Source organism: Virgibacillus salexigens (assembly GCF_014905415.1).
GTDB lineage: Bacteria > Bacillota > Bacilli > Bacillales > Amphibacillaceae > Virgibacillus > Virgibacillus salexigens.
The window spans coordinates 323,460-342,045 of sequence record NZ_BNEO01000002.1; the positions used below are offsets into that span (position 1 = coordinate 323,460).

Below are 18,586 nucleotides of genomic sequence, written 5' to 3' on the forward strand. Positions count from 1 at the left end.
CCATTATTAGATTAGAAAAAGGGAGTGTTAGATCATGAAAGATGTTATTTTTACATCAAATGCAACAGCAAAAAACGGTCGAGATGGACATGTTAAATCTGACGATGGATTAATTGATTTAAAACTAGTAAACCCAGCGAATAATAAAGAAGATAAAGGTTCTAATCCGGAACAGCTATTTGCTGCAGCTTATTCTGCTTGTTTTGATGGAGCTTTAAATTTGGTAGCATCAAAAGCGAAAAAAAACATCGACTCAGAGACGACTGCGGCAGTCAGCTTTTTAAAAGACCCTGAAGATAATGGATTTAAAATCAGTGTAGAGCTAACGATTAAAATAAAAGGTGTCGAGCAATCAGAAGCAGAAGAGCTTGCTGACAAAGCACATCAAGCTTGTCCATATTCAAAGGCGACGAGAGGGAATATTGAGGTTCAATTGAATCCACAGGCAGTATAGTTTGTAAACAAAGAAGGATGATCCAGTTATCATGGATCATCCTTCTTTTATTTTTAATTTCGTAACGAGTGCTTCACTTGGAGTAACAAAAACCGTTTTTTGATTATCATACGTAACATATCCTGGTTTTGCTCCGTTTGGTTTTTTCACATGACGAATTTTTGTGAAATCGACCGGTACTGTTGAAGAATGACGGGATTTACTAAAATAGGCTGCTAAAATAGCTGCTTCCTGAATGGTTTCTTCACTTGGATCTTTAGTCCGAATAACAACATGTGAGCCAGGAATATCTTTTGTATGAAGCCAGATATCATCACGTGCTGCTAATTTCATTGTTAAATATTCATTCTGTTTATTGTTTTTGCCGACTAGCAGCTCTGTACCATCTGATGACCGGTATTTTTCTAGTGTTGGTTTTGACGGTTTTTTCTTCGCCTTCTTTTGTTTGGTTTGTTTCTTTAAATATCCTTCTTCACGAAGCTCTTCACGAATTTCTTCAATATCCGCCATGCTAGCAGCATCAATTTGCTGAATTAGTTGCTCCAGATAAGCGATTTCTTCTTTTGTTTTAATAATCTCTTTCGAAACGATTTGTTCTGACGTTTTCAGTTTTTGATAGGTTTTATAGTAGCTTTGTGCATTCTCACTTGGAGATTTATTGGGATTTAACTCGATATTCAGTTCAGACTGGTTTGGATCATAATAGTCGATTACTTTTACTTGTTTATCCCCAGGCGAGATAAGATGCATATGCGCCGTTAATAATTCCCCTATTTTTTGATAGTGTTCCTTGTTTTCTGCTTTTTTAATCGTCTGTTCATGTTTTTTTAATTTACGCTTATTTTTGTCTTTCTCATTTTTAAAAAATCGATAAAGGTCTTTCGCTTGTTGTTTAACACGATCCCGTTCAGCTTTTCCTGTATAGTAGTCATCTAACATTTTGTTGGTGGAAGCATATGTGATCACTTCCCCGGGACATGAATGTATGGGTATGACATGAAATTCTTCTTTTTTGTCTATATATATAGCTGGTGTGTACTCGGATTGAAGTAACTGCGTTTGTACCGTGTTAAAAACTTGTTTATACGTATTAGCTGAACCAAGATTGGCGCGACTCACTAGTTCTTTAGCGATAAATGGTGAAAAGCCGATAAGATTTTGGACAATTTGTGTATCTAACTTACCAGCATTAAAGTCTAATCGCTTGATAAATTGTTCTTCATTGATATGAAGTGGATTTAACTTATCTGGTTGTGGGGGCATTTGATATGGATGTCCAGGTAATATGGTGCGATGCCGGTTTTGGGCCATAGAAATATGTTTCAAACTATCTATAATGTGATTTTGTTCGGCATCAACTAACATAATATTACTGTGCTTTCCCATTAATTCAATCACTAATTTTTTAGTTGTCAAATCACCAATTTCATTTCTTGTCTTTATCGTGAAAGAGACAATTCGCTCCAATTTGTACTGTTCTATATCTTCAATGATTGCTCCTGAGAGATGCTTTCTCAACACCATACAAAACATTGGCGGCTCTTTCGGATTATCGAAACTAGCAGCTGTTAAATGAAATCTCGCATAAGAAGGATGAATGGATAATAACAAGTTTACATTGTTACCTCTACTTCTTACTGTAAACAACAACTCTGTATTGGTGGGCTGATATATTTTAGTTATTTTTCCAGGAATAATGTCTTTATTCAATTCCTCTGTTACTGCGTGTGTAACGATACCGTCAAATGGCATAAAATCACCTCAAGCGCAATTATAGCATTTTTTGGGACAAGTCTGCATATATATCCATTAAAGACATGAAAAACATCGAAACTAACATAGAAACAAGCGCTATGATTTGGAGGAATGAGGAATGAATTGGTATCAATTGGATGTAGAAAACGTAGAACAAAAATTACATGTTACAGCGAATCGTGGGTTAAATGATAGACAGGTAGAAAAGAGACGGAAACAATACGGAACCAATGCATTAGAAGCTCAGAAAAAGGTACCGAAGTGGCTAATCTTTTTGAAACAATTTCAAGATTTTATGGTACTTGTTTTATTAGCGGCTACATTAGTTGCTGGGCTGCTTGGTGAATATATTGATGCGATTGCCATTATGGTAATTGTACTTGTTAATGGTTGTATCGGTTTTTTCCAAGAACAAAAAGCGGAGAAATCGTTAGATAAATTAAAAGAACTATCTGCTCCAATGGCTCATGTTTTACGTAATGAAAAATGGAGTAAGATTCCTTCACAGCATGTAGTTGTTGGAGATGTGGTTCGAATTTCCAGTGGAGACCGGATTCCTGCAGATGTTCGTATCGTTAAATCAAATAGTTTAGAAACAGAGGAGTCTGCTCTAACTGGGGAATCTTTACCCGTTATGAAACACGCCACTGCGATTAGGAAAGATAAGCTAGATGCACAAGACCAAGTTAATATGGGATTTATGGGGACATTGGTTACAAGAGGAACAGGAGTAGGCATAGTTGTTGGTACGGGAATGAATACAGTAATGGGACAAATCGCTTCTTTGATGGGAAACACAAAGAAAATATTAACACCATTGGAGCGGAAATTATCGGAATTAGGTAAGATATTAATTGTTGTTGCGTTATTATTAACAGCGCTCGTGGTAGTCTTAGGCGTATTACAAGGTCACCCAGTGTATACCATGTTTTTAGCAGGTGTATCATTAGCTGTTGCAGCTATTCCAGAAGGATTACCAGCTATTGTTACAGTGGCCCTATCTCTGGGTGTTCAACGGATGATACGTAAAAAAGCGATTGTAAGAAAACTGTCTGCAGTAGAAACACTTGGATGTGCTTCGGTTATTTGTTCAGATAAAACAGGAACGATGACGGAAAATCAAATGACAGTAAAAGAACTGTATTTAAATGAAAAACAAATCTATGTAACTGGTGATGGGTATGATATACGTGGTGATTATTTCATCGATAAACAAAAGGTAGATCATACATTTCCGAATATGCAATCGATGCTTTTATATGGCATGCTTTGTAACCAGGCGTCGCTCATAGTAAAAAAAGGGAAATATTTTATTGATGGTGATCCAACTGATGGTGCTTTACTTGTCGCTGCACGAAAAATCGGGCTAACTGTTTCAGATGAGGAATCGTATAAAGTAATAAAGGAGTTTCCGTTCGATTCAGAAAGAAAGCGGATGAGTGTGGTGCTTGAGGATTCTAATGACCGACGATTTTTAGTAACAAAAGGTGCACCTGATGTTTTATTGCCTCGATCCTCGTTTCATATGAATGAAATTGGAAGGCAGTTATTAAAAACAACCGATCAACGTAACATTGAACATGCCATCGATCATATGGCGGCTAAAGCGCTGCGAACATTAGCCATTGCTGTTAAACCATTATCTAAACAAGATGACTTGGAATCATCCATGTTAGAGAAAGATCTAACGTTTATTGGTCTATATGGAATGATAGATCCTCCAAGAAAAGAAGTGAAAAAGGCCATTGCTGAATGCCGAAATGCAGGTATTAAAACAGTAATGATTACTGGTGATCATGTAAAGACTGCTCGCGCAATTGCGCAGAGTCTTGATTTACTGCCCAATCATGGACAAGTGTTAGAGGGGTATCAAATAAATGAAATGTCAGATACGGAATTAGAAGATATAATTGAAGACTCGTACGTTTTTGCTCGAGTGACACCTGAACATAAATTACGTATTGTTCATGCTTTCCAAGAGAAAGGCCATGTTGTAGCCATGACAGGAGATGGGGTTAATGACGCTCCGGCTATTAAAGCTAGTAATATAGGTGTGAGCATGGGAATGGGTGGTACAGATGTAACCAAAGAAGCATCGTCACTTATTCTTATGGATGACAATTTTGCTACAATTAAATCAGCTATTCAAGAAGGACGTAATATATATGAAAATATTAGGAAATTTATCCGTTATTTGCTAGCATCCAACGTTGGAGAGATATTGGTAATGTTGTTTGCCATGATGCTTTCGTTACCACTCCCACTAGTTCCCGTCCAAATTCTCTGGGTGAATCTTGTAACAGATGGATTACCGGCAATGGCACTAGGACTGGATAAACCAGAAGGAAATGTGATGACACGTCGACCAAGAAGTTTACAAGAGGGTGTGTTCGCAAGAGGGCTTGGTTATAAGATTATTAGTAGAGGAATTCTAATAGGGATAGTGACGTTAATAGGCTTTATGACTACGTATCAAAATGATCCAGAAAATTTAATTTATGCGCAAACAATTGCCTTTACAACCCTAGTGATGGCTCAGCTGATTCACGTGTTCGATTGTCGAAGTGAAAATTCTATTTTTTCACGAAATCCGTTTGAAAACCTTTATCTCGTATTTGCGGTACTTTCATCGCTATTACTTTTACTAATTGTAATCTATTGGGAGCCATTACAACCTGTCTTCCATACAACTTCCTTAAGTATTAGAGATTGGATGTATATTGGTGTATTAAGTGCCTTACCAACCGTGCTATTTGGATTCACTAAAAAATAAAATAACAAAATATCATCTACTAATTTTTGACCTGCCTCTATTTGAAAGGGCAGGTTCTTTCATTTAAATAACATTATTTTATAATCGAAAATAACGGAAAATGTAAACATAACACTTTTCAAATTGTATTCCATCCGCTTATAATTAGATGTGGAGTGATTTTAATGGCCTTTAGTATGACTGGATATGGAAGAAGTAGTATTTCATTTGAACAAACAAATATTACGGTAGAGATGAGAAGTGTTAATCATCGATTCTTAGATGTTAGTGTGAAATTACCACCTTCTTTTTTATTTATGGAAGATAAAGTGAAGAAAATGGTACAGTCTTTATTTCATAGAGGAAAAATGGAAGTGTTTATTCGTATTGAGGGAAATGACCTTATTCAAAGGCGTCTAACAACAGATTGGAATCTTGTTGACCAATATATGAATGAAATGAAGCGAATGAAACAACATTACGATCTCAATGATCATGATATTCCCCCAACGATTATTACAGCGCTTCCCGAAGTGTTTACAGTACAGGAAGAAGAAACACAATCCGATCATCTTAAAAAGGAAATACTAGCTGTTGTTAAAGATGCATGTCATCAGATAGTTGAAATGCGCCAAAGTGAAGGTGCGTACTTAATTACTGATTTGCAACATCGACTACATACGATGGAAGCTACGATCGATAAAATTAAAATGAGGCGATCTGTAGTGATTCAAGAATATCGTGAACGGATAAAAAATAGAGTAGAACAGCATTTAACAGATGAAATAGACTTGGATAATTCTAGAATCCATCAAGAAATCGTGCTTCTAGCTGAAAAAGGAGATATTTCTGAAGAAGTAACTCGGTTATTCAGTCATATTTCTCATTTTAAACGTACGATGGTATTAGAGGGTGCCATTGGCAGAAGACTAGATTTTATTGCTCAGGAGATGCATCGAGAAGCAAATACAATCGGTTCAAAATCAATGGATGGGATGATAAGTGAGCATACAGTAGCATTAAAGAGTGAAATTGAAAAATTAAAAGAACAAGTACAAAATATCGAATAATATTTGAGTTTTGGGTCCTATTTTACGTATAATGATACTAGAATAGAGAGTAAGAATATACGGAGGGTTCATTTTGAGTTTACGATTAATTAATATTGGTTTTGGAAATGTTGTTTCAGCAAATCGAGTAATTTCCATAGTTTCTCCGGAATCAGCTCCTATCAAACGAATTATTACGGTAGCAAGGGATAATAATAAGTTGGTAGACGCTACATATGGAAGAAGAACAAGAGCCGTTATTATTACAGATAGCGACCATGTCGTGTTATCAGCTGTTCAACCTGAAACGGTAGGGCAGCGTGTATTAAGTCATGAGGAAGTATCGGACGAAAATTAGGAGGAAATGTTTTGATAGAAGAAAAAGGAATCCTTTTTATTCTTTCCGGGCCTTCCGGTGTTGGAAAGGGAACAGTTAGAAAAGCACTTTTTAGTCGGGATACGGATTTAAAATACTCAATTTCGATGACTACTCGTCAGCAAAGGCCTGGTGAAAAAGATGGCGTAGATTATTTCTATAAAACAAAAGAAGCATTTGAAGCGTTGATTGAGCAGAATCAACTACTAGAATACGCAAAATATGTCAATAATTATTATGGCACGCCTCGTAATTATGTGGAAGAAACATTAGCGGCAGGTCATGATGTGTTTTTGGAAATCGAAGTCCAAGGTGCACTTCAGGTAAAGGAAAATTTTCCTGAAGGTGTTTTTATCTTTCTGTTTCCCCCAAGTTTGGAAGAGTTAAAGAATCGCATCGTCCATCGAGGCACGGAGTCCGCGGAGCTTGTACTAAATCGATTAAAAGAAGCGAGAAAAGAAATAGAAATGATGGATGCTTATGATTATGTTGTAGTAAATGACCATGTAGATCTTGCTGTTGAAAAAATACAATCGATTATACAAAGTGAACATTTAAAGCGTGAAAGAATAGCAAAACAATATAAACAATTATTGGAGGATGAATTGTAATGTTAGAACCGTCTATTGATTTACTGCAGACTAAAATTAATTCAAAATATACACTTGTAACCTTATCGGCCAAGCGTGCAAGACAGATTAGTGAAACAAAAAAGGTATTGGTTGATAATCCTAAGTCGCATAAGTATGTGGGCATGGCACTTGAGGAAGTGTATGCAGAAAAGCTTTATTTAGAAGAGGAGTTATCAATATAGCCGGTCATAAACAAGTACCCTCGCGATGTATAAGCGAGGGTTTTTTCTTCTACTTTTAGTTTGTGTTATAACTATTAATAGAGAAAACCGTTTATGTATGGAATGTAGAAAGGGGATTTGAGGTCAATGGTCAATCAAAAGAATATTCTGCTCGGTGTTACTGGAGGAATTGCAGCATATAAAGCTTGTGCACTTACAAGTAAACTAACGCAAAAAGGTGCGAATGTAAAAGTTGTAATGACAGAAAATGCAACTAAATTTGTATCTCCTTTAACTTTCCAAGCGCTTTCTCGTCACGCTGTCTATACAGATACGTTTGATGAAAAAGACCCTGCTAAAATTGCACATATTGATATTGCTGATTGGGCTGATATAGCTATATTAGCGCCAGCAACTGCTAATGCTATTGGGAAACTTGCAAACGGAATTGCGGATGACATGCTATCCACCATCTTATTAGCTACGCAAGCAGATGTTTATATTGCTCCAGCGATGAATGTACATATGTATGCACATCCAGCAGTAATTCAAAATATGAAGCAATTAGACGGATGGGGATACCACTTTATTGAACCTGGAGCCGGATATTTAGCTTGTGGCTATGTTGGTAAGGGGAGGTTAGAAGAACCAGCAACCATTATTGAGACAATAGAATCTCATCAGTTATCAAAAAAGGCAGAAGGCAATGTTGTCGACAAAGAAAGGTTTTTACAAGGTAAACATGTTTTGATCTCTGCTGGACCGACTAGAGAAAAGGTTGATCCAGTACGTTTTTTCACAAATCGTTCCTCAGGAAAAATGGGGTTTGCTCTAGCGGAAGCAGCTGCTCAAGCAGGGGCTGAAGTTACTTTGATAGCTGGGCCAACTTCGCAAGTTGTCAGCCACCCTCAAATAAACCGAATTGATATTTTAACGGCTGAAGAAATGTATCAAGCGATGCATGCGAACTTTGCAAGTAATGACATTGTTATTAAAGCAGCTGCGGTAGCAGATTATCGCCCAAAAATAATCTATGATCAAAAGATGAAAAAGCAAGATGGTGAATGGCAAGTGGCCATGGAAAGGACTAAAGATATATTACATTCGCTTGGTGAACGAAAAGAAGGTCAATTTCTCGTGGGTTTTGCTGCGGAGTCCGAAGAACCAATTGAGAATGGATTGAGGAAGTTAGCATATAAAAATTTAGATGCTATTGTTATTAATAATATTGCAGCAGAAGGTGCAGGGTTTGAAGGAGATACGAATGTAGTCACGTACATCAATAAGCATCAAAACACGGAATCGATTCCTTTAGCATCAAAAAAAGAAATTGCTACACAGTTATTAACATTAATTGCAAACGATTTGAAGGATGAGGTCGTGTGAATATAGCCAATGTAATTGTTGATGTGCCTGCAGCTTCGATTAACCAAACCTTTGACTATAGAGTCCCTGATAAATTTAAAGATATAGCAACAATAGGTATGCGGGTAATTGTTCCGTTTGGTCCTAGGAAAGTGATGGGTTTTATTGTTGGTGCTACTGAAAATTCTTCGTATAATAGCTTGAAGTCGATTATTGATGTGTTGGATCTTCATCCTGTACTAACAAAGGAGTTATTAGATTTAGGGAAATGGCTAGCCAATCAAACGGTAAGTTTACAGATTACTGCATTACAAGTGATGCTTCCACAAGTATTAAAAGCCACATATAAAAAAGAGATTGTGCGTAATACCGAAGCGTTGCTTTCTAAAGAATTGGAAGCCTTATTTGCTGGTAGAGATAGCATCGCCTACGAGGAATTTACTGCGTCAACCTTAAAATACGGGGTTCTTTCTAAAGCTGTGAAGGATGGTGATGTATCCATCGAGTATTTGGTTAAATCGAGAATCACAAAAAAATTTCGAACCATGCTCAAACCAGCAAAGCAGCTGCATGAACTAGAAGAGCAATTGCTCGATTTACCAAAGAATGCTAAAAAGCAAAGGCAGCTCGTAAACCATTTTTTGGAAAATCCAAATCCAATAGAAAAACAAAAACTGCTAAAAAAAGTTCAAACAACGGCTAATACAGTTAATATATTAAAGGAAAAAGGATTAATAGAAAGTTATCAAACCGAATTATTCCGTAACCCTTATGAGAATCACCTTTTTTCACAGACAACTGCTTTACCCTTAACAGACCAGCAAGCAGCCGCTATAAAGCCGATGAAAGAAGCAATTGCTGAAAATGAACATCATGTTTTCCTGCTGCACGGTATAACTGGTAGTGGTAAAACGGAAATATATTTACAGGTTATTCAAGATGTCATTCATAAAGGAAAAGAAGCAATTGTATTAGTGCCGGAAATATCACTAACTCCACAAATGGTTAAACGATTTAAGGGAAGGTTTGGATCTAATGTCGCGGTCATGCATAGCGGTTTATCTGCGGGTGAGAAATATGATGAATGGCGCCGTATTCAACGAAAAGAAGTGCAGGTAGTAGTAGGAGCGAGGTCAGCTATATTCGCTCCATTTGAACAGATTGGTGTCATCATTATTGATGAGGAACATGAAACTAGCTATAAACAAGAAGATCAGCCTCGTTATCATGCGAGAGATGTGGCCATCTATAGAGGAGAAACACATCAGTGTCCAGTCATCTTAGGTAGTGCTACACCGACTTTGGAATCCTATGCTAGAGCCATGAAGGGTGTCTATAAGTTAGCTACTTTGGATAAACGAACGAATAATAAGATGCTTCCTCCAGTCGAGATTGTTGATATGCGTGATGAGCTTCATGCTGGAAACCGCACGATGTTTTCGAGAAAACTGAAAGAGGAGATACAGCAATGTATCCAAAAAGGAGAGCAGATCGTATTACTTTTAAATCGTAGGGGTTATTCTACTTTTGTTATGTGTCGGGATTGTGGACATGTAAATGAATGCCCGCATTGTGATATTGCACTTACTTACCATAAGAAAAGCAGCCAGTTAAAATGTCATTACTGTTCTTACGAAGAAAAGGTTCCTGTGCACTGTCCGGAATGCGGAAGTGATACCATCCGTTATTTTGGAACGGGGACGCAGCGAGTAGAAGAAGCATTAACGCAATTGATACCAGAGGCCCGTGTAATAAGAATGGATGTAGATACAACTAGACGTAAAGGAGCTCATGAAAAGCTTTTAAATCAATTCGCTAACAAAGAGGCGGATATTCTATTAGGTACGCAAATGATCGCTAAAGGCTTAGACTTTGAGAATGTAACTCTAGTAGGAGTTCTTACTGCAGATTCAATGCTGCATTTGCCAGATTTTCGCTCATCTGAAAAAACATTTCAAATCTTAACTCAAGTAAGCGGACGAGCTGGCCGTCATGAATTGACAGGAAAAGTAATTGTTCAAACCTATACACCAGATCACTATAGTATTGAACTTGCAAGCAAATATGATTTTATGACGTTTTATAAACAAGAAATGCAAATGAGGAGAACATTTCAGTATCCGCCTTATTATTTTTTGGCACTTATAACAATCTCTCATCCTAATCAAGTTAAGGTAGTTCAAACGACGCAGCGTTTTGTTCAAATGTTAAACAAATTGGTGAAAGACGAGACGATAATTTTAGGTCCAACTCCTTCTGCTATCCCGCGTATTAAGGATAGATATCGTTACCAATGCATGATAAAATACAGAAATGAACCAGAGTTGCGAGGGTATTTAGCCAAAATTTTAGATCAATTCTCTGCTGATATTCGGAAAGAAGATATTCTAATCACCATAGATATGCAACCATATCATCTCATGTAAACAACCCCAAAACCAGAAAGTAGGTAATAAGATGAAACGAATTGTTTTTATGGGAACACCAGATTTTTCTGTTCCAGTTCTTCAAACACTCATTCATTCCCCTTATGAAGTGGTACTCGTTGTAACACAGCCTGACCGCCCGAAAGGAAGAAAGCGTACGATTACTCCTACACCTGTGAAACAAGAAGCATTACAGCATGATCTGCCGGTTTTTCAACCAGAAAAATTAAAGAATAATTATGAGGAGATTCTTGCATATCAACCTGATTTGATTGTAACAGCAGCGTATGGTCAAATCCTTCCAAATGAATTATTAACCACACCGGAATATGGATGTATTAATGTACATGCTTCATTACTTCCAGAATTACGTGGTGGTGCTCCGATACATTATGCGATTTTACAAGGGAAAAAAGAAACAGGTGTAACCATTATGTATATGGTGGAAAAGTTAGATGCTGGTGATATATTAACACAGCAAAGTGTCCCGATTGATGCTGATGATCATGTAGGGATACTACATGATAAACTTTCAAAAGCCGGTTCACAATTGTTAGAACAAACCATTCCAAAGCTTTTCAAAAAACAAATTCAACCAATACAACAAGACAATGATAAAGCTACCTTCGCAAGAAATATAAGACGGGAAGAAGAAAAAATTGATTGGAGTAAGAATGCAGAACAAGTCTATAATCATGTTCGAGGTTTGCATCCGTGGCCTGTTGCATTTACGAACTATGAAAAAAAGCCAATGAAAATTTGGTGGGGCAAGCCAGTAAAAGATAGGAATAACGGGTATACTGCTGGTGAAATTATTGATAAGCCAAACAATGCAAGTATTGTTGTAGCATGTGGACATCAACAGGCTTTTGAGATTACGGAGATACAGCCTGCTGGTAAAAAGCGGATGACTGTAAAGGATTATCTGCAAGGTAATCCAGATCGAATTAAAATCGGACAAATAATGGGTGAATAATTTAAATGCAAACAAATCAGTTAAGAAATTCAATTTTAGATGTGCTTATACGTATTGACAAAGACCAAGGGTTTAGCCATCTTGTTTTAAATGAGGAATTAAAGTCTGGAAGAATTCTTGCGAAAGATGAAGGTTTATTTACCGAAATCGTGTATGGGACGATACAACAAAAGATGACGTTGGACTTTTATTTAGAAGCATTCGTCAAACAAGGGAAAAAGGTACAGCCTTGGGTGAAAATGCTATTACGCATGTCGATATATCAGATGGTATACTTAGATCGGATTCCAGACCATGCAATCATACATGAAGCTGTAGAAATTGCTAAAACACGGGGGCATAAAGGAAGTGCTTCTTTTGTGAATGGAGTACTACGGTCGATTCAACGGAAAGGTGTACCTGAAACAAATCAAATTCAAGATAGGAATAAAAGAATAGCAATAACTACAAGTCACCCTATGTGGTTAGTCAATCGTTGGATTGATCAATATGGATTAGAGATTACCGAAGAAATGTGCAAGACCAACACGAAACACAAGCCAATAACCGTACGTGTTCAACCCTTAAAAGTAACCCGAGAGAAAGCCATACAGCAGTTGACTAGTGAAGGATTAGAAGTTGAACCATCACTCTTCTCACCTCAAGGTATAATTATCGTGGATGGAAATATCTTGAAGAGTAAATTATTTACAGAAGGTTATGTTACTATACAGGATCAAACTTCCATGTTGGTTGCTGAGATTCTCCATCCTGAACAAAATATGAAAGTATTGGATGCATGCAGTGCGCCAGGCGGTAAAGCAACACATATTGCAGAAAAGATGCGCAATCATGGAGAAGTTTATGCACATGATCTCCATGCGAAAAAAGCAAAATTGGTTAAGGAAAAGGCAGATCAATTACACTTAACCAATATTCAAGCTTTAGCCTATGATGCTAGGAAATTACAAGAGTTGTATCCTGTTCATACGTTTGATCGTATTTTGATCGATGCTCCTTGTTCAGGATTAGGTGTGATTAGAGGGAAACCGGAAATTAAATATCATAAAACCGAAAATGACATTGAAAAATTGTCCTCTATTCAATTGGATATTCTAAATCATGTCTCTACATTATTAAAAGAAGAAGGAACTATGGTTTATAGTACGTGTACAACCGATAAACTAGAAAATGAAACCGTTGTAAGACGGTTTTTGGGCCAAAATGAATGCTGGCAAGTAGATAAAACGTTTTTTGATGAGTTGCCGGAACCATTACGTGGTTCAATTGGCATTAGTTCAGTTGGACTTCAGATTTTCCCTCATACATTTAATACAGATGGCTTTTTCCTTACAAGATTGAAGCGAAAAAGTAGTGAATAGACTTCTTTTATTACAAAGATTGTGTAATACTGTAAGTTAACAAGGTTATTGGATGAACAAAAGGGGTGAAATAATGAAAGCTCATTTTTTAACTGACCGGGGACTGGTTAGAACACATAACGAAGACTCTGGCGGGATTTTCTACAATACATCCGGCCAATTTTTAGCAGTAATAGCAGATGGAATGGGAGGACATCAGGCCGGAGATGTAGCAAGCCAGATGGCGACCTCTTTATTAGAAGAAAAATGGGAACAGAGTGGAAAATTACATACACCAGAAGCGACAGAAACGTGGATTAGCAATGTAATGATTGAAATAAATGCCTCCATTTTTCAGCATGCTCAAGAAAACGAAGAATGCCACGGAATGGGCACTACAATTGTTGTAGCTATTGTTATCGGAGATTTTATGACAATTGCACATATTGGTGATAGCAGATGTTATTTTTATACAGAAGAAGGTTTAAAGCAGGTTACTGAGGACCATTCTCTTGTCAATGCGCTTGTACAATCCGGCCAAATTTCAAAAGATGATGCAATAAGTCATCCACGAAAAAATGTGGTTTTAAGAGCATTAGGAACGGAAGAAGAAATTGATAGTGATGTTAAAACCCTAGGATTAGAAGAAGATGATAAACTCTTATTATGTACAGATGGCTTAACAGATAAAGTGCTTGATGAAGAATTATTTGAATTAATGCAAACAACAGATGGGTTATACGAAGCCGGTGAAAAAATGATAGCTCTAGCAAATGAACGTGGTGGAGAAGATAATATTTCCCTTATTCTATTTCAGTATACCGCTGCTGAGGAAGAAGGTGAATGGTTATGTTAAACGGCCATCTACTTAGTGATCGTTATCAAATTAAAGATACAATTGGTGGCGGAGGGATGGCGAATGTTTATTTAGCAAGAGATATAATCTTAGAAAGAGATGTTGCTATTAAAGCGCTGCGATTAGAGTATGCAAATGATGAGGAGTTTATTGCTCGTTTTGATCGAGAGGCTCATTCAGCAGCAAGTCTTTCCCATCCGAATATTGTTAACATATATGATGTAGGTGAAGAAGATAGTCTTCTCTACATGGTAATGGAATACGTAGATGGTATGACACTTAAGGAATACATACAAAAGAACGGTCCGTTAGATGTTCAGGAAGCACTGGACATTATGAAACAGATAGCGGCAGCAATTGCTCACGCTCATGCTAACGATTTAGTTCATCGTGACATTAAACCGCAAAATATCTTAATTGATGCATATGGTCAAGTAAAAGTAACTGATTTTGGTATTGCGATTGCTTTAAGTGCTACGGCATTAACACAAACAAATTCTATCCTCGGCTCGGTCCATTATTTATCACCTGAACAAGCCAGAGGAGGAATGGCTACGAAAAAATCTGATATATATTCAATTGGGATTGTACTATATGAGTTATTAACTGGGAGGCTGCCTTTTTCTGGGCAATCTGCCGTTTCGATTGCATTAAAACATTTACAGAGCGATACACCATCTGTTAGGAAATATAACCAGGATGTACCTCAGAGTGTGGAGAACATTGTATTAAAAGCAACTGCAAAGGATCCGTTCCATCGTTATGAGACAATTTATGATTTAGAAGAAGCACTGGAGGTCGCGTTGCATCCAGCGAAACTAAATGAGGAGGTATTTACACCTCCATCGGAAGCTGGTGAAGAAACAAAGGCTATTCCAATCATAACGGATGATGTCGGAGACAATGTAAATGATGGAGATACAATCATTCATCAGACCAATGGGCCAACCAAACCTTATAAAGAACCGGACAAGCCGACTTCAAATAAGAAAGCAAAAAAACAAAAGAAGAAGAAAAACAAAAAGGCAAAAAAGCAACAAAGGAAAAAAAAGAAATGGGTAATTCCAGTCATTGTACTGCTATTATTAGTAGCAACTGCTGTTACCTTATTTGCGTTTCCTGATTTATTTCAGCCAAAAGATGTAACTATTCCCGATGTAACGGATAACTCATATACGGATGCAGTTAGCGAATTAGAGGAACTAGGACTGGTTGTTAACCGCGAAGAAGTATTCTCGGAAGATATAGAAGAAGGCAATGTAGTTAGAACGAGTCCTGAAGCTAGCAGTACGGTAAAAGAGGGGTCGAATATTACCGTATTTATTAGTAAAGGAAAAGAAAAAGTAACGTTTGAGAATTATGAAGGAAAGGATTTTGATCAAGTAAAAAGACTCTTGGAAGATGAAGGATATGAAGTTCTAGATCCATATGAAGAAAATTCGGACCAACCTGTTGGTGAAATTATCAATCAGATTCAACCTACAGCAGATAGTGAAGTAGTCCCAAGCGAAACAAAAGTTATATTTCGTGTGAGTAGTGGACCGAAGACCATTAATTTAAATAATCTTAAAGGAATGACTGAGGCAGAGGCAAGAGATTATTTAGAAAGCAATAATTTAACTATGGAAGTTGTAGAGGAAAATTCGGAAACGACACCGGAAGGGGAAATTATTCGTCAAGATCCAGGTACGAACACGGAGTTAGAAGAAGGTCAGTCAGTAACTGTTTATATTTCTACAGGACCAGAGAAAAAGCCTCCAGTTTCACATACAGTCACATTTACTGTACCTTATAACCCAGATACATCAGGAGAAATAGATGAAGAACCAATCGAACAAACGGTCCAAATTTATATTGATGATATGGAACATGATATATCAGAAGTATATAAAGAAGATACAATTACTGAAGATACAGAGTATGAATTTACATTGACAATTGCTCCGGATAGTAAAGCAGAATATATTATAAAGCGCGATGACGATACGATATCAGAGAAAACAGTAACTTATGAAGAAGGTGAATAAATGGCAACAGGCAGAATTACAAAGGCTTTGAGCGGATTTTATTATGTTGAATCAAAAGAAGGCGAAACATATCAGTGTAAAGGCAGGGGGGTATTCCGTAAAAGGAATATTACCCCACTTGTCGGTGATATGGTGACCTTTGATATTAGCGGACAACATGAAGGATATATTGTAGAAATACATCCACGAGAAAATGAACTGGTTAGACCGCCGATTGCCAATATAACTCAGGCTATTATTGTCTGTTCTGCAATGAAGCCAGCCTTTAATACGACCTTGCTTGATCGGTTTCTTGTATTAGTGGAATCAAAGGATATTCAACCGGTTATTTTTCTAACCAAAATGGATATTGCAGGTCAAGAAGAAGCAAATCTTGTCTCTTATCAACGTGACTATGAAAATATCGGCTATCAGGTGGAGATGCTTTCTGTAGAGAATATCGAAACACTTTCCGTTGTTGAAAGTTATTTTAAAGATAACATTACTGTAATTGCGGGACAGTCTGGTGTGGGCAAATCTTCATTATTAAATGCTATTGAACCGTCTTTATTATTAAAAACAGGAGAAATTTCCGATAGTTTGGGTAGAGGGAAGCACACTACTAGACATGTTGAATTAATTCCACTGTATGGAGGGTTGGTAGCAGATACCCCTGGATTTAGTTCTTTAGACTTTCAAGATATATCATTAGAAGAATTGGCAGATTGTTTTCCTGAAATAAGAGAGAGAAGGCAAGGTTGTAAATTTCGAGGATGTATGCATCATAAAGAGCCCAAATGTGCTGTGAAAGCAGCGGTAGAAGAAGGCGAAATTCCCAGCTATCGCTATGACCATTATTTACGTTTTTTCGAAGAAATACAAACAAGAAAGCCGAGGTATTAGTAATGACAAAAATTGCACCATCTATTTTATCAGCGGATTTCGCAAAGCTTGGTAAAGAGATCAACGACGTAGAATTGGGAGGAGCAGATTATATACATGTAGATGTGATGGATGGTCGTTTCGTACCGAATATCACTCTTGGTCCATTAGTGGTAGAAGCAATTCGTCCAACAACGAAGCTACCGCTAGATGTTCATTTAATGATTGAAGATCCAGATCGTTATATTGAGGAATTTGCAAAGGCAGGAGCAGATATTATTACCGTACATCAAGAGGTAAGCCCTCATCTACATCGAACCATTCAATTAATCAAGGATCAACAAGTAAGAGCCGGTGTAGTAATTAACCCAGCCACCCCAGCTGAATTATTATTACCAGTTTTAAGTGATATTGACATGGTATTAATTATGACTGTAAATCCAGGGTTTGGTGGGCAGTCATTTATCGAAAATACGGTTAAAAAGATTAGACAAGTTGCCCAATGGCGTAAAGAACAAGGACTTGAATTTGAAATTGAAGTGGATGGTGGAATTAAAGCATCTACTGCTAAATTATGTTCCGATGCGGGTGCTGATGTACTAGTAGCAGGGAGTGCCATCTTTTCTCAGCAAAATCGTCGACAAGCGATTGAAGATATTAAAGCGGCATTAAAGGAGTAAGTATTGAAAGTGAAAACTATTGCTATAATTGGAAATGGTCCAGAGTGGTACCCTGATTTTTCTAGCTTACGGAACACCGTTGACTTTTGGATAGGTGCTGATCGTGGGGCATTATCAGTCATTAAACATCGGTTACAACTGGAATATGCAGTTGGTGACTTTGATTCCACAACAGATGAAGAGAAAGCAACAATCATTTCCTATGCCAATTATTTTAACGAATATCCGTCTGACAAAGATGAAACAGACTTAGAGATTGCATTGAATAAAGCGTTCGAGCTAGAACCTGATATCATTTATTTAATTGGTGTTACTGGTGGAAGGATGGATCATGAGCTCATTAATATTCAATTACTATATGAAATCGCTCGTAAAGGTATAAAAGGGATCATTCTGGATAAAACAAATTATATTGAATTAACATTTGCTGGAGAATATTCTATCGAATATGACGATACCTATCCCAACATCTCGTTTGTTCCGTTTTCGCACGAAGTTAAAGGGCTTACCTTATCAAATTTCTATTATCCATTGATGGATGCGACCGTTACATGGGGGTCCACACTTTGCATATCAAACAAGCTTATTGGAAATAGTGGTACTTTTTCGTACAACGAAGGCATACTATTATTAATAAAGAGTCGTGATACGATTCCTAGATAGCTTTGTTTGTTAAAAGAGGAGGGCGAACTCATGAAATTTTATACGATTAAGCTCCCAAGATTTATCGGTGGATTTGTCAGAGTTATTATTGGTACCTTCAAGAAAGAGAAGTAAAATTGAATTTGCTTTTGTCAGATGACAGAAGCTTATTTTTTTCTTAATGCATAGAAACAAGCACCTTTTATTCAAAAGGTGCTTGTTTCATAACTAATG

Annotated in this window: 17 protein-coding genes; 16 read left to right on the forward strand and 1 reads right to left on the reverse strand. The window is 37.1% G+C overall.

Annotated features, from left to right (window positions below; all coding sequences use genetic code 11):
* Nucleotides 1-34: 34 nt before the first annotated feature.
* Nucleotides 35-454: an organic hydroperoxide resistance protein gene (locus tag JKP73_RS09170; RefSeq protein WP_188941882.1), complete on the forward strand. Its 420-nt coding sequence runs from the start codon at nt 35-37 to the stop codon at nt 452-454.
* 36 nt (nt 455-490) lie between these two features.
* Here the strand turns inward: JKP73_RS09170 and JKP73_RS09175 are convergent, their stop codons facing one another.
* Entirely contained in the window at nt 491-2,206 is a 1,716-nt protein-coding gene (locus tag JKP73_RS09175) for an Rqc2 family fibronectin-binding protein (protein WP_200411135.1), read from the reverse strand.
* Nucleotides 2,207-2,327: 121 nt separating this feature from the next.
* Between JKP73_RS09175 and JKP73_RS09180 the strand changes: the two genes are divergently transcribed.
* The 15 genes from JKP73_RS09180 to spoVM all read left to right on the forward strand — a co-directional run bounded on the left by JKP73_RS09180 (nt 2,328) and on the right by spoVM (nt 18,487).
* Complete coding sequence (locus JKP73_RS09180) at nt 2,328-4,982, forward strand: calcium-translocating P-type ATPase, SERCA-type (protein WP_200411136.1); 2,655 nt, start codon at nt 2,328-2,330, stop codon at nt 4,980-4,982.
* A gap of 164 nt (nt 4,983-5,146) precedes the next feature.
* A complete protein-coding gene (locus JKP73_RS09185) occupies nt 5,147-6,031 on the forward strand; it encodes a YicC/YloC family endoribonuclease (RefSeq protein ID WP_021291635.1) in 885 nt (294 codons plus the stop codon).
* A 73-nt stretch (nt 6,032-6,104) separates the two neighbouring features.
* Nucleotides 6,105-6,368 carry an extracellular matrix/biofilm regulator RemA gene (remA, locus tag JKP73_RS09190; protein ID WP_021291634.1) on the forward strand — a complete coding sequence of 88 codons (264 nt, stop codon included), beginning with the start codon at nt 6,105-6,107 and terminating at the stop codon, nt 6,366-6,368.
* A gap of 11 nt (nt 6,369-6,379) precedes the next feature.
* Nucleotides 6,380-6,997, forward strand: coding sequence for a guanylate kinase (gene gmk, locus JKP73_RS09195; RefSeq protein WP_021291633.1), 618 nt, complete (start codon nt 6,380-6,382; stop codon nt 6,995-6,997).
* On the forward strand, nt 6,997-7,200 hold the full coding sequence (gene rpoZ, locus JKP73_RS09200; RefSeq protein ID WP_021291632.1) for a DNA-directed RNA polymerase subunit omega: 204 nt from the start codon (nt 6,997-6,999) through the stop codon (nt 7,198-7,200). Before gmk ends, rpoZ begins: the two co-directional genes overlap by 1 nt.
* A 126-nt stretch (nt 7,201-7,326) precedes the next feature.
* Nucleotides 7,327-8,565 carry a bifunctional phosphopantothenoylcysteine decarboxylase/phosphopantothenate--cysteine ligase CoaBC gene (gene coaBC / locus JKP73_RS09205; protein WP_200411137.1) on the forward strand — a complete coding sequence of 413 codons (1,239 nt, stop codon included), beginning with the start codon at nt 7,327-7,329 and terminating at the stop codon, nt 8,563-8,565.
* A complete protein-coding gene (priA, locus tag JKP73_RS09210; protein ID WP_021291630.1) occupies nt 8,562-10,970 on the forward strand; it encodes a primosomal protein N' in 2,409 nt (802 codons plus the stop codon). The genes coaBC and priA overlap by 4 nt, the downstream gene beginning before the upstream one ends.
* A gap of 31 nt (nt 10,971-11,001) precedes the next feature.
* Entirely contained in the window at nt 11,002-11,946 is a 945-nt protein-coding gene (gene fmt, locus JKP73_RS09215; protein ID WP_021291629.1) for a methionyl-tRNA formyltransferase, read from the forward strand.
* A gap of 5 nt (nt 11,947-11,951) precedes the next feature.
* On the forward strand, nt 11,952-13,307 hold the full coding sequence (gene rsmB / locus JKP73_RS09220) for a 16S rRNA (cytosine(967)-C(5))-methyltransferase RsmB (protein ID WP_200411138.1): 1,356 nt from the start codon (nt 11,952-11,954) through the stop codon (nt 13,305-13,307).
* Nucleotides 13,308-13,380: 73 nt separating this feature from the next.
* Nucleotides 13,381-14,142: a Stp1/IreP family PP2C-type Ser/Thr phosphatase gene (locus JKP73_RS09225; RefSeq protein WP_021291627.1), complete on the forward strand. Its 762-nt coding sequence runs from the start codon at nt 13,381-13,383 to the stop codon at nt 14,140-14,142.
* Nucleotides 14,136-16,169 carry a Stk1 family PASTA domain-containing Ser/Thr kinase gene (gene pknB / locus JKP73_RS09230; RefSeq protein ID WP_200411440.1) on the forward strand — a complete coding sequence of 678 codons (2,034 nt, stop codon included), beginning with the start codon at nt 14,136-14,138 and terminating at the stop codon, nt 16,167-16,169. The genes JKP73_RS09225 and pknB overlap by 7 nt, the downstream gene beginning before the upstream one ends.
* A complete protein-coding gene (gene rsgA / locus JKP73_RS09235; protein ID WP_200411139.1) occupies nt 16,170-17,051 on the forward strand; it encodes a ribosome small subunit-dependent GTPase A in 882 nt (293 codons plus the stop codon).
* Between the two features lie 2 nt (nt 17,052-17,053).
* Entirely contained in the window at nt 17,054-17,710 is a 657-nt protein-coding gene (gene rpe, locus JKP73_RS09240) for a ribulose-phosphate 3-epimerase (protein ID WP_021291624.1), read from the forward strand.
* Between the two features lie 9 nt (nt 17,711-17,719).
* Complete coding sequence (locus JKP73_RS09245) at nt 17,720-18,373, forward strand: thiamine diphosphokinase (RefSeq protein ID WP_031335598.1); 654 nt, start codon at nt 17,720-17,722, stop codon at nt 18,371-18,373.
* Nucleotides 18,374-18,403: 30 nt separating this feature from the next.
* A complete protein-coding gene (gene spoVM, locus JKP73_RS09250) occupies nt 18,404-18,487 on the forward strand; it encodes a stage V sporulation protein SpoVM (protein ID WP_021291622.1) in 84 nt (27 codons plus the stop codon).
* Nucleotides 18,488-18,586: the final 99 nt, after the last annotated feature.

Coding starts and splice junctions, on each gene's coding strand:
- JKP73_RS09170 (WP_188941882.1), top strand. CDS start 35: ATGAAAGATGTTATTTTTACATCAAATGCAACAGCAAAAAACGGTCGA.
- JKP73_RS09175 (WP_200411135.1), bottom strand. CDS start 2,206: ATGCCATTTGACGGTATCGTTACACACGCAGTAACAGAGGAATTGAAT.
- JKP73_RS09180 (WP_200411136.1), top strand. CDS start 2,328: ATGAATTGGTATCAATTGGATGTAGAAAACGTAGAACAAAAATTACAT.
- JKP73_RS09185 (WP_021291635.1), top strand. CDS start 5,147: ATGGCCTTTAGTATGACTGGATATGGAAGAAGTAGTATTTCATTTGAA.
- rpoZ (WP_021291632.1), top strand. CDS start 6,997: ATGTTAGAACCGTCTATTGATTTACTGCAGACTAAAATTAATTCAAAA.
- coaBC (WP_200411137.1), top strand. CDS start 7,327: ATGGTCAATCAAAAGAATATTCTGCTCGGTGTTACTGGAGGAATTGCA.
- fmt (WP_021291629.1), top strand. CDS start 11,002: ATGAAACGAATTGTTTTTATGGGAACACCAGATTTTTCTGTTCCAGTT.
- rsmB (WP_200411138.1), top strand. CDS start 11,952: ATGCAAACAAATCAGTTAAGAAATTCAATTTTAGATGTGCTTATACGT.
- JKP73_RS09225 (WP_021291627.1), top strand. CDS start 13,381: ATGAAAGCTCATTTTTTAACTGACCGGGGACTGGTTAGAACACATAAC.
- pknB (WP_200411440.1), top strand. CDS start 14,136: ATGTTAAACGGCCATCTACTTAGTGATCGTTATCAAATTAAAGATACA.
- rsgA (WP_200411139.1), top strand. CDS start 16,170: ATGGCAACAGGCAGAATTACAAAGGCTTTGAGCGGATTTTATTATGTT.
- rpe (WP_021291624.1), top strand. CDS start 17,054: ATGACAAAAATTGCACCATCTATTTTATCAGCGGATTTCGCAAAGCTT.
- spoVM (WP_021291622.1), top strand. CDS start 18,404: ATGAAATTTTATACGATTAAGCTCCCAAGATTTATCGGTGGATTTGTC.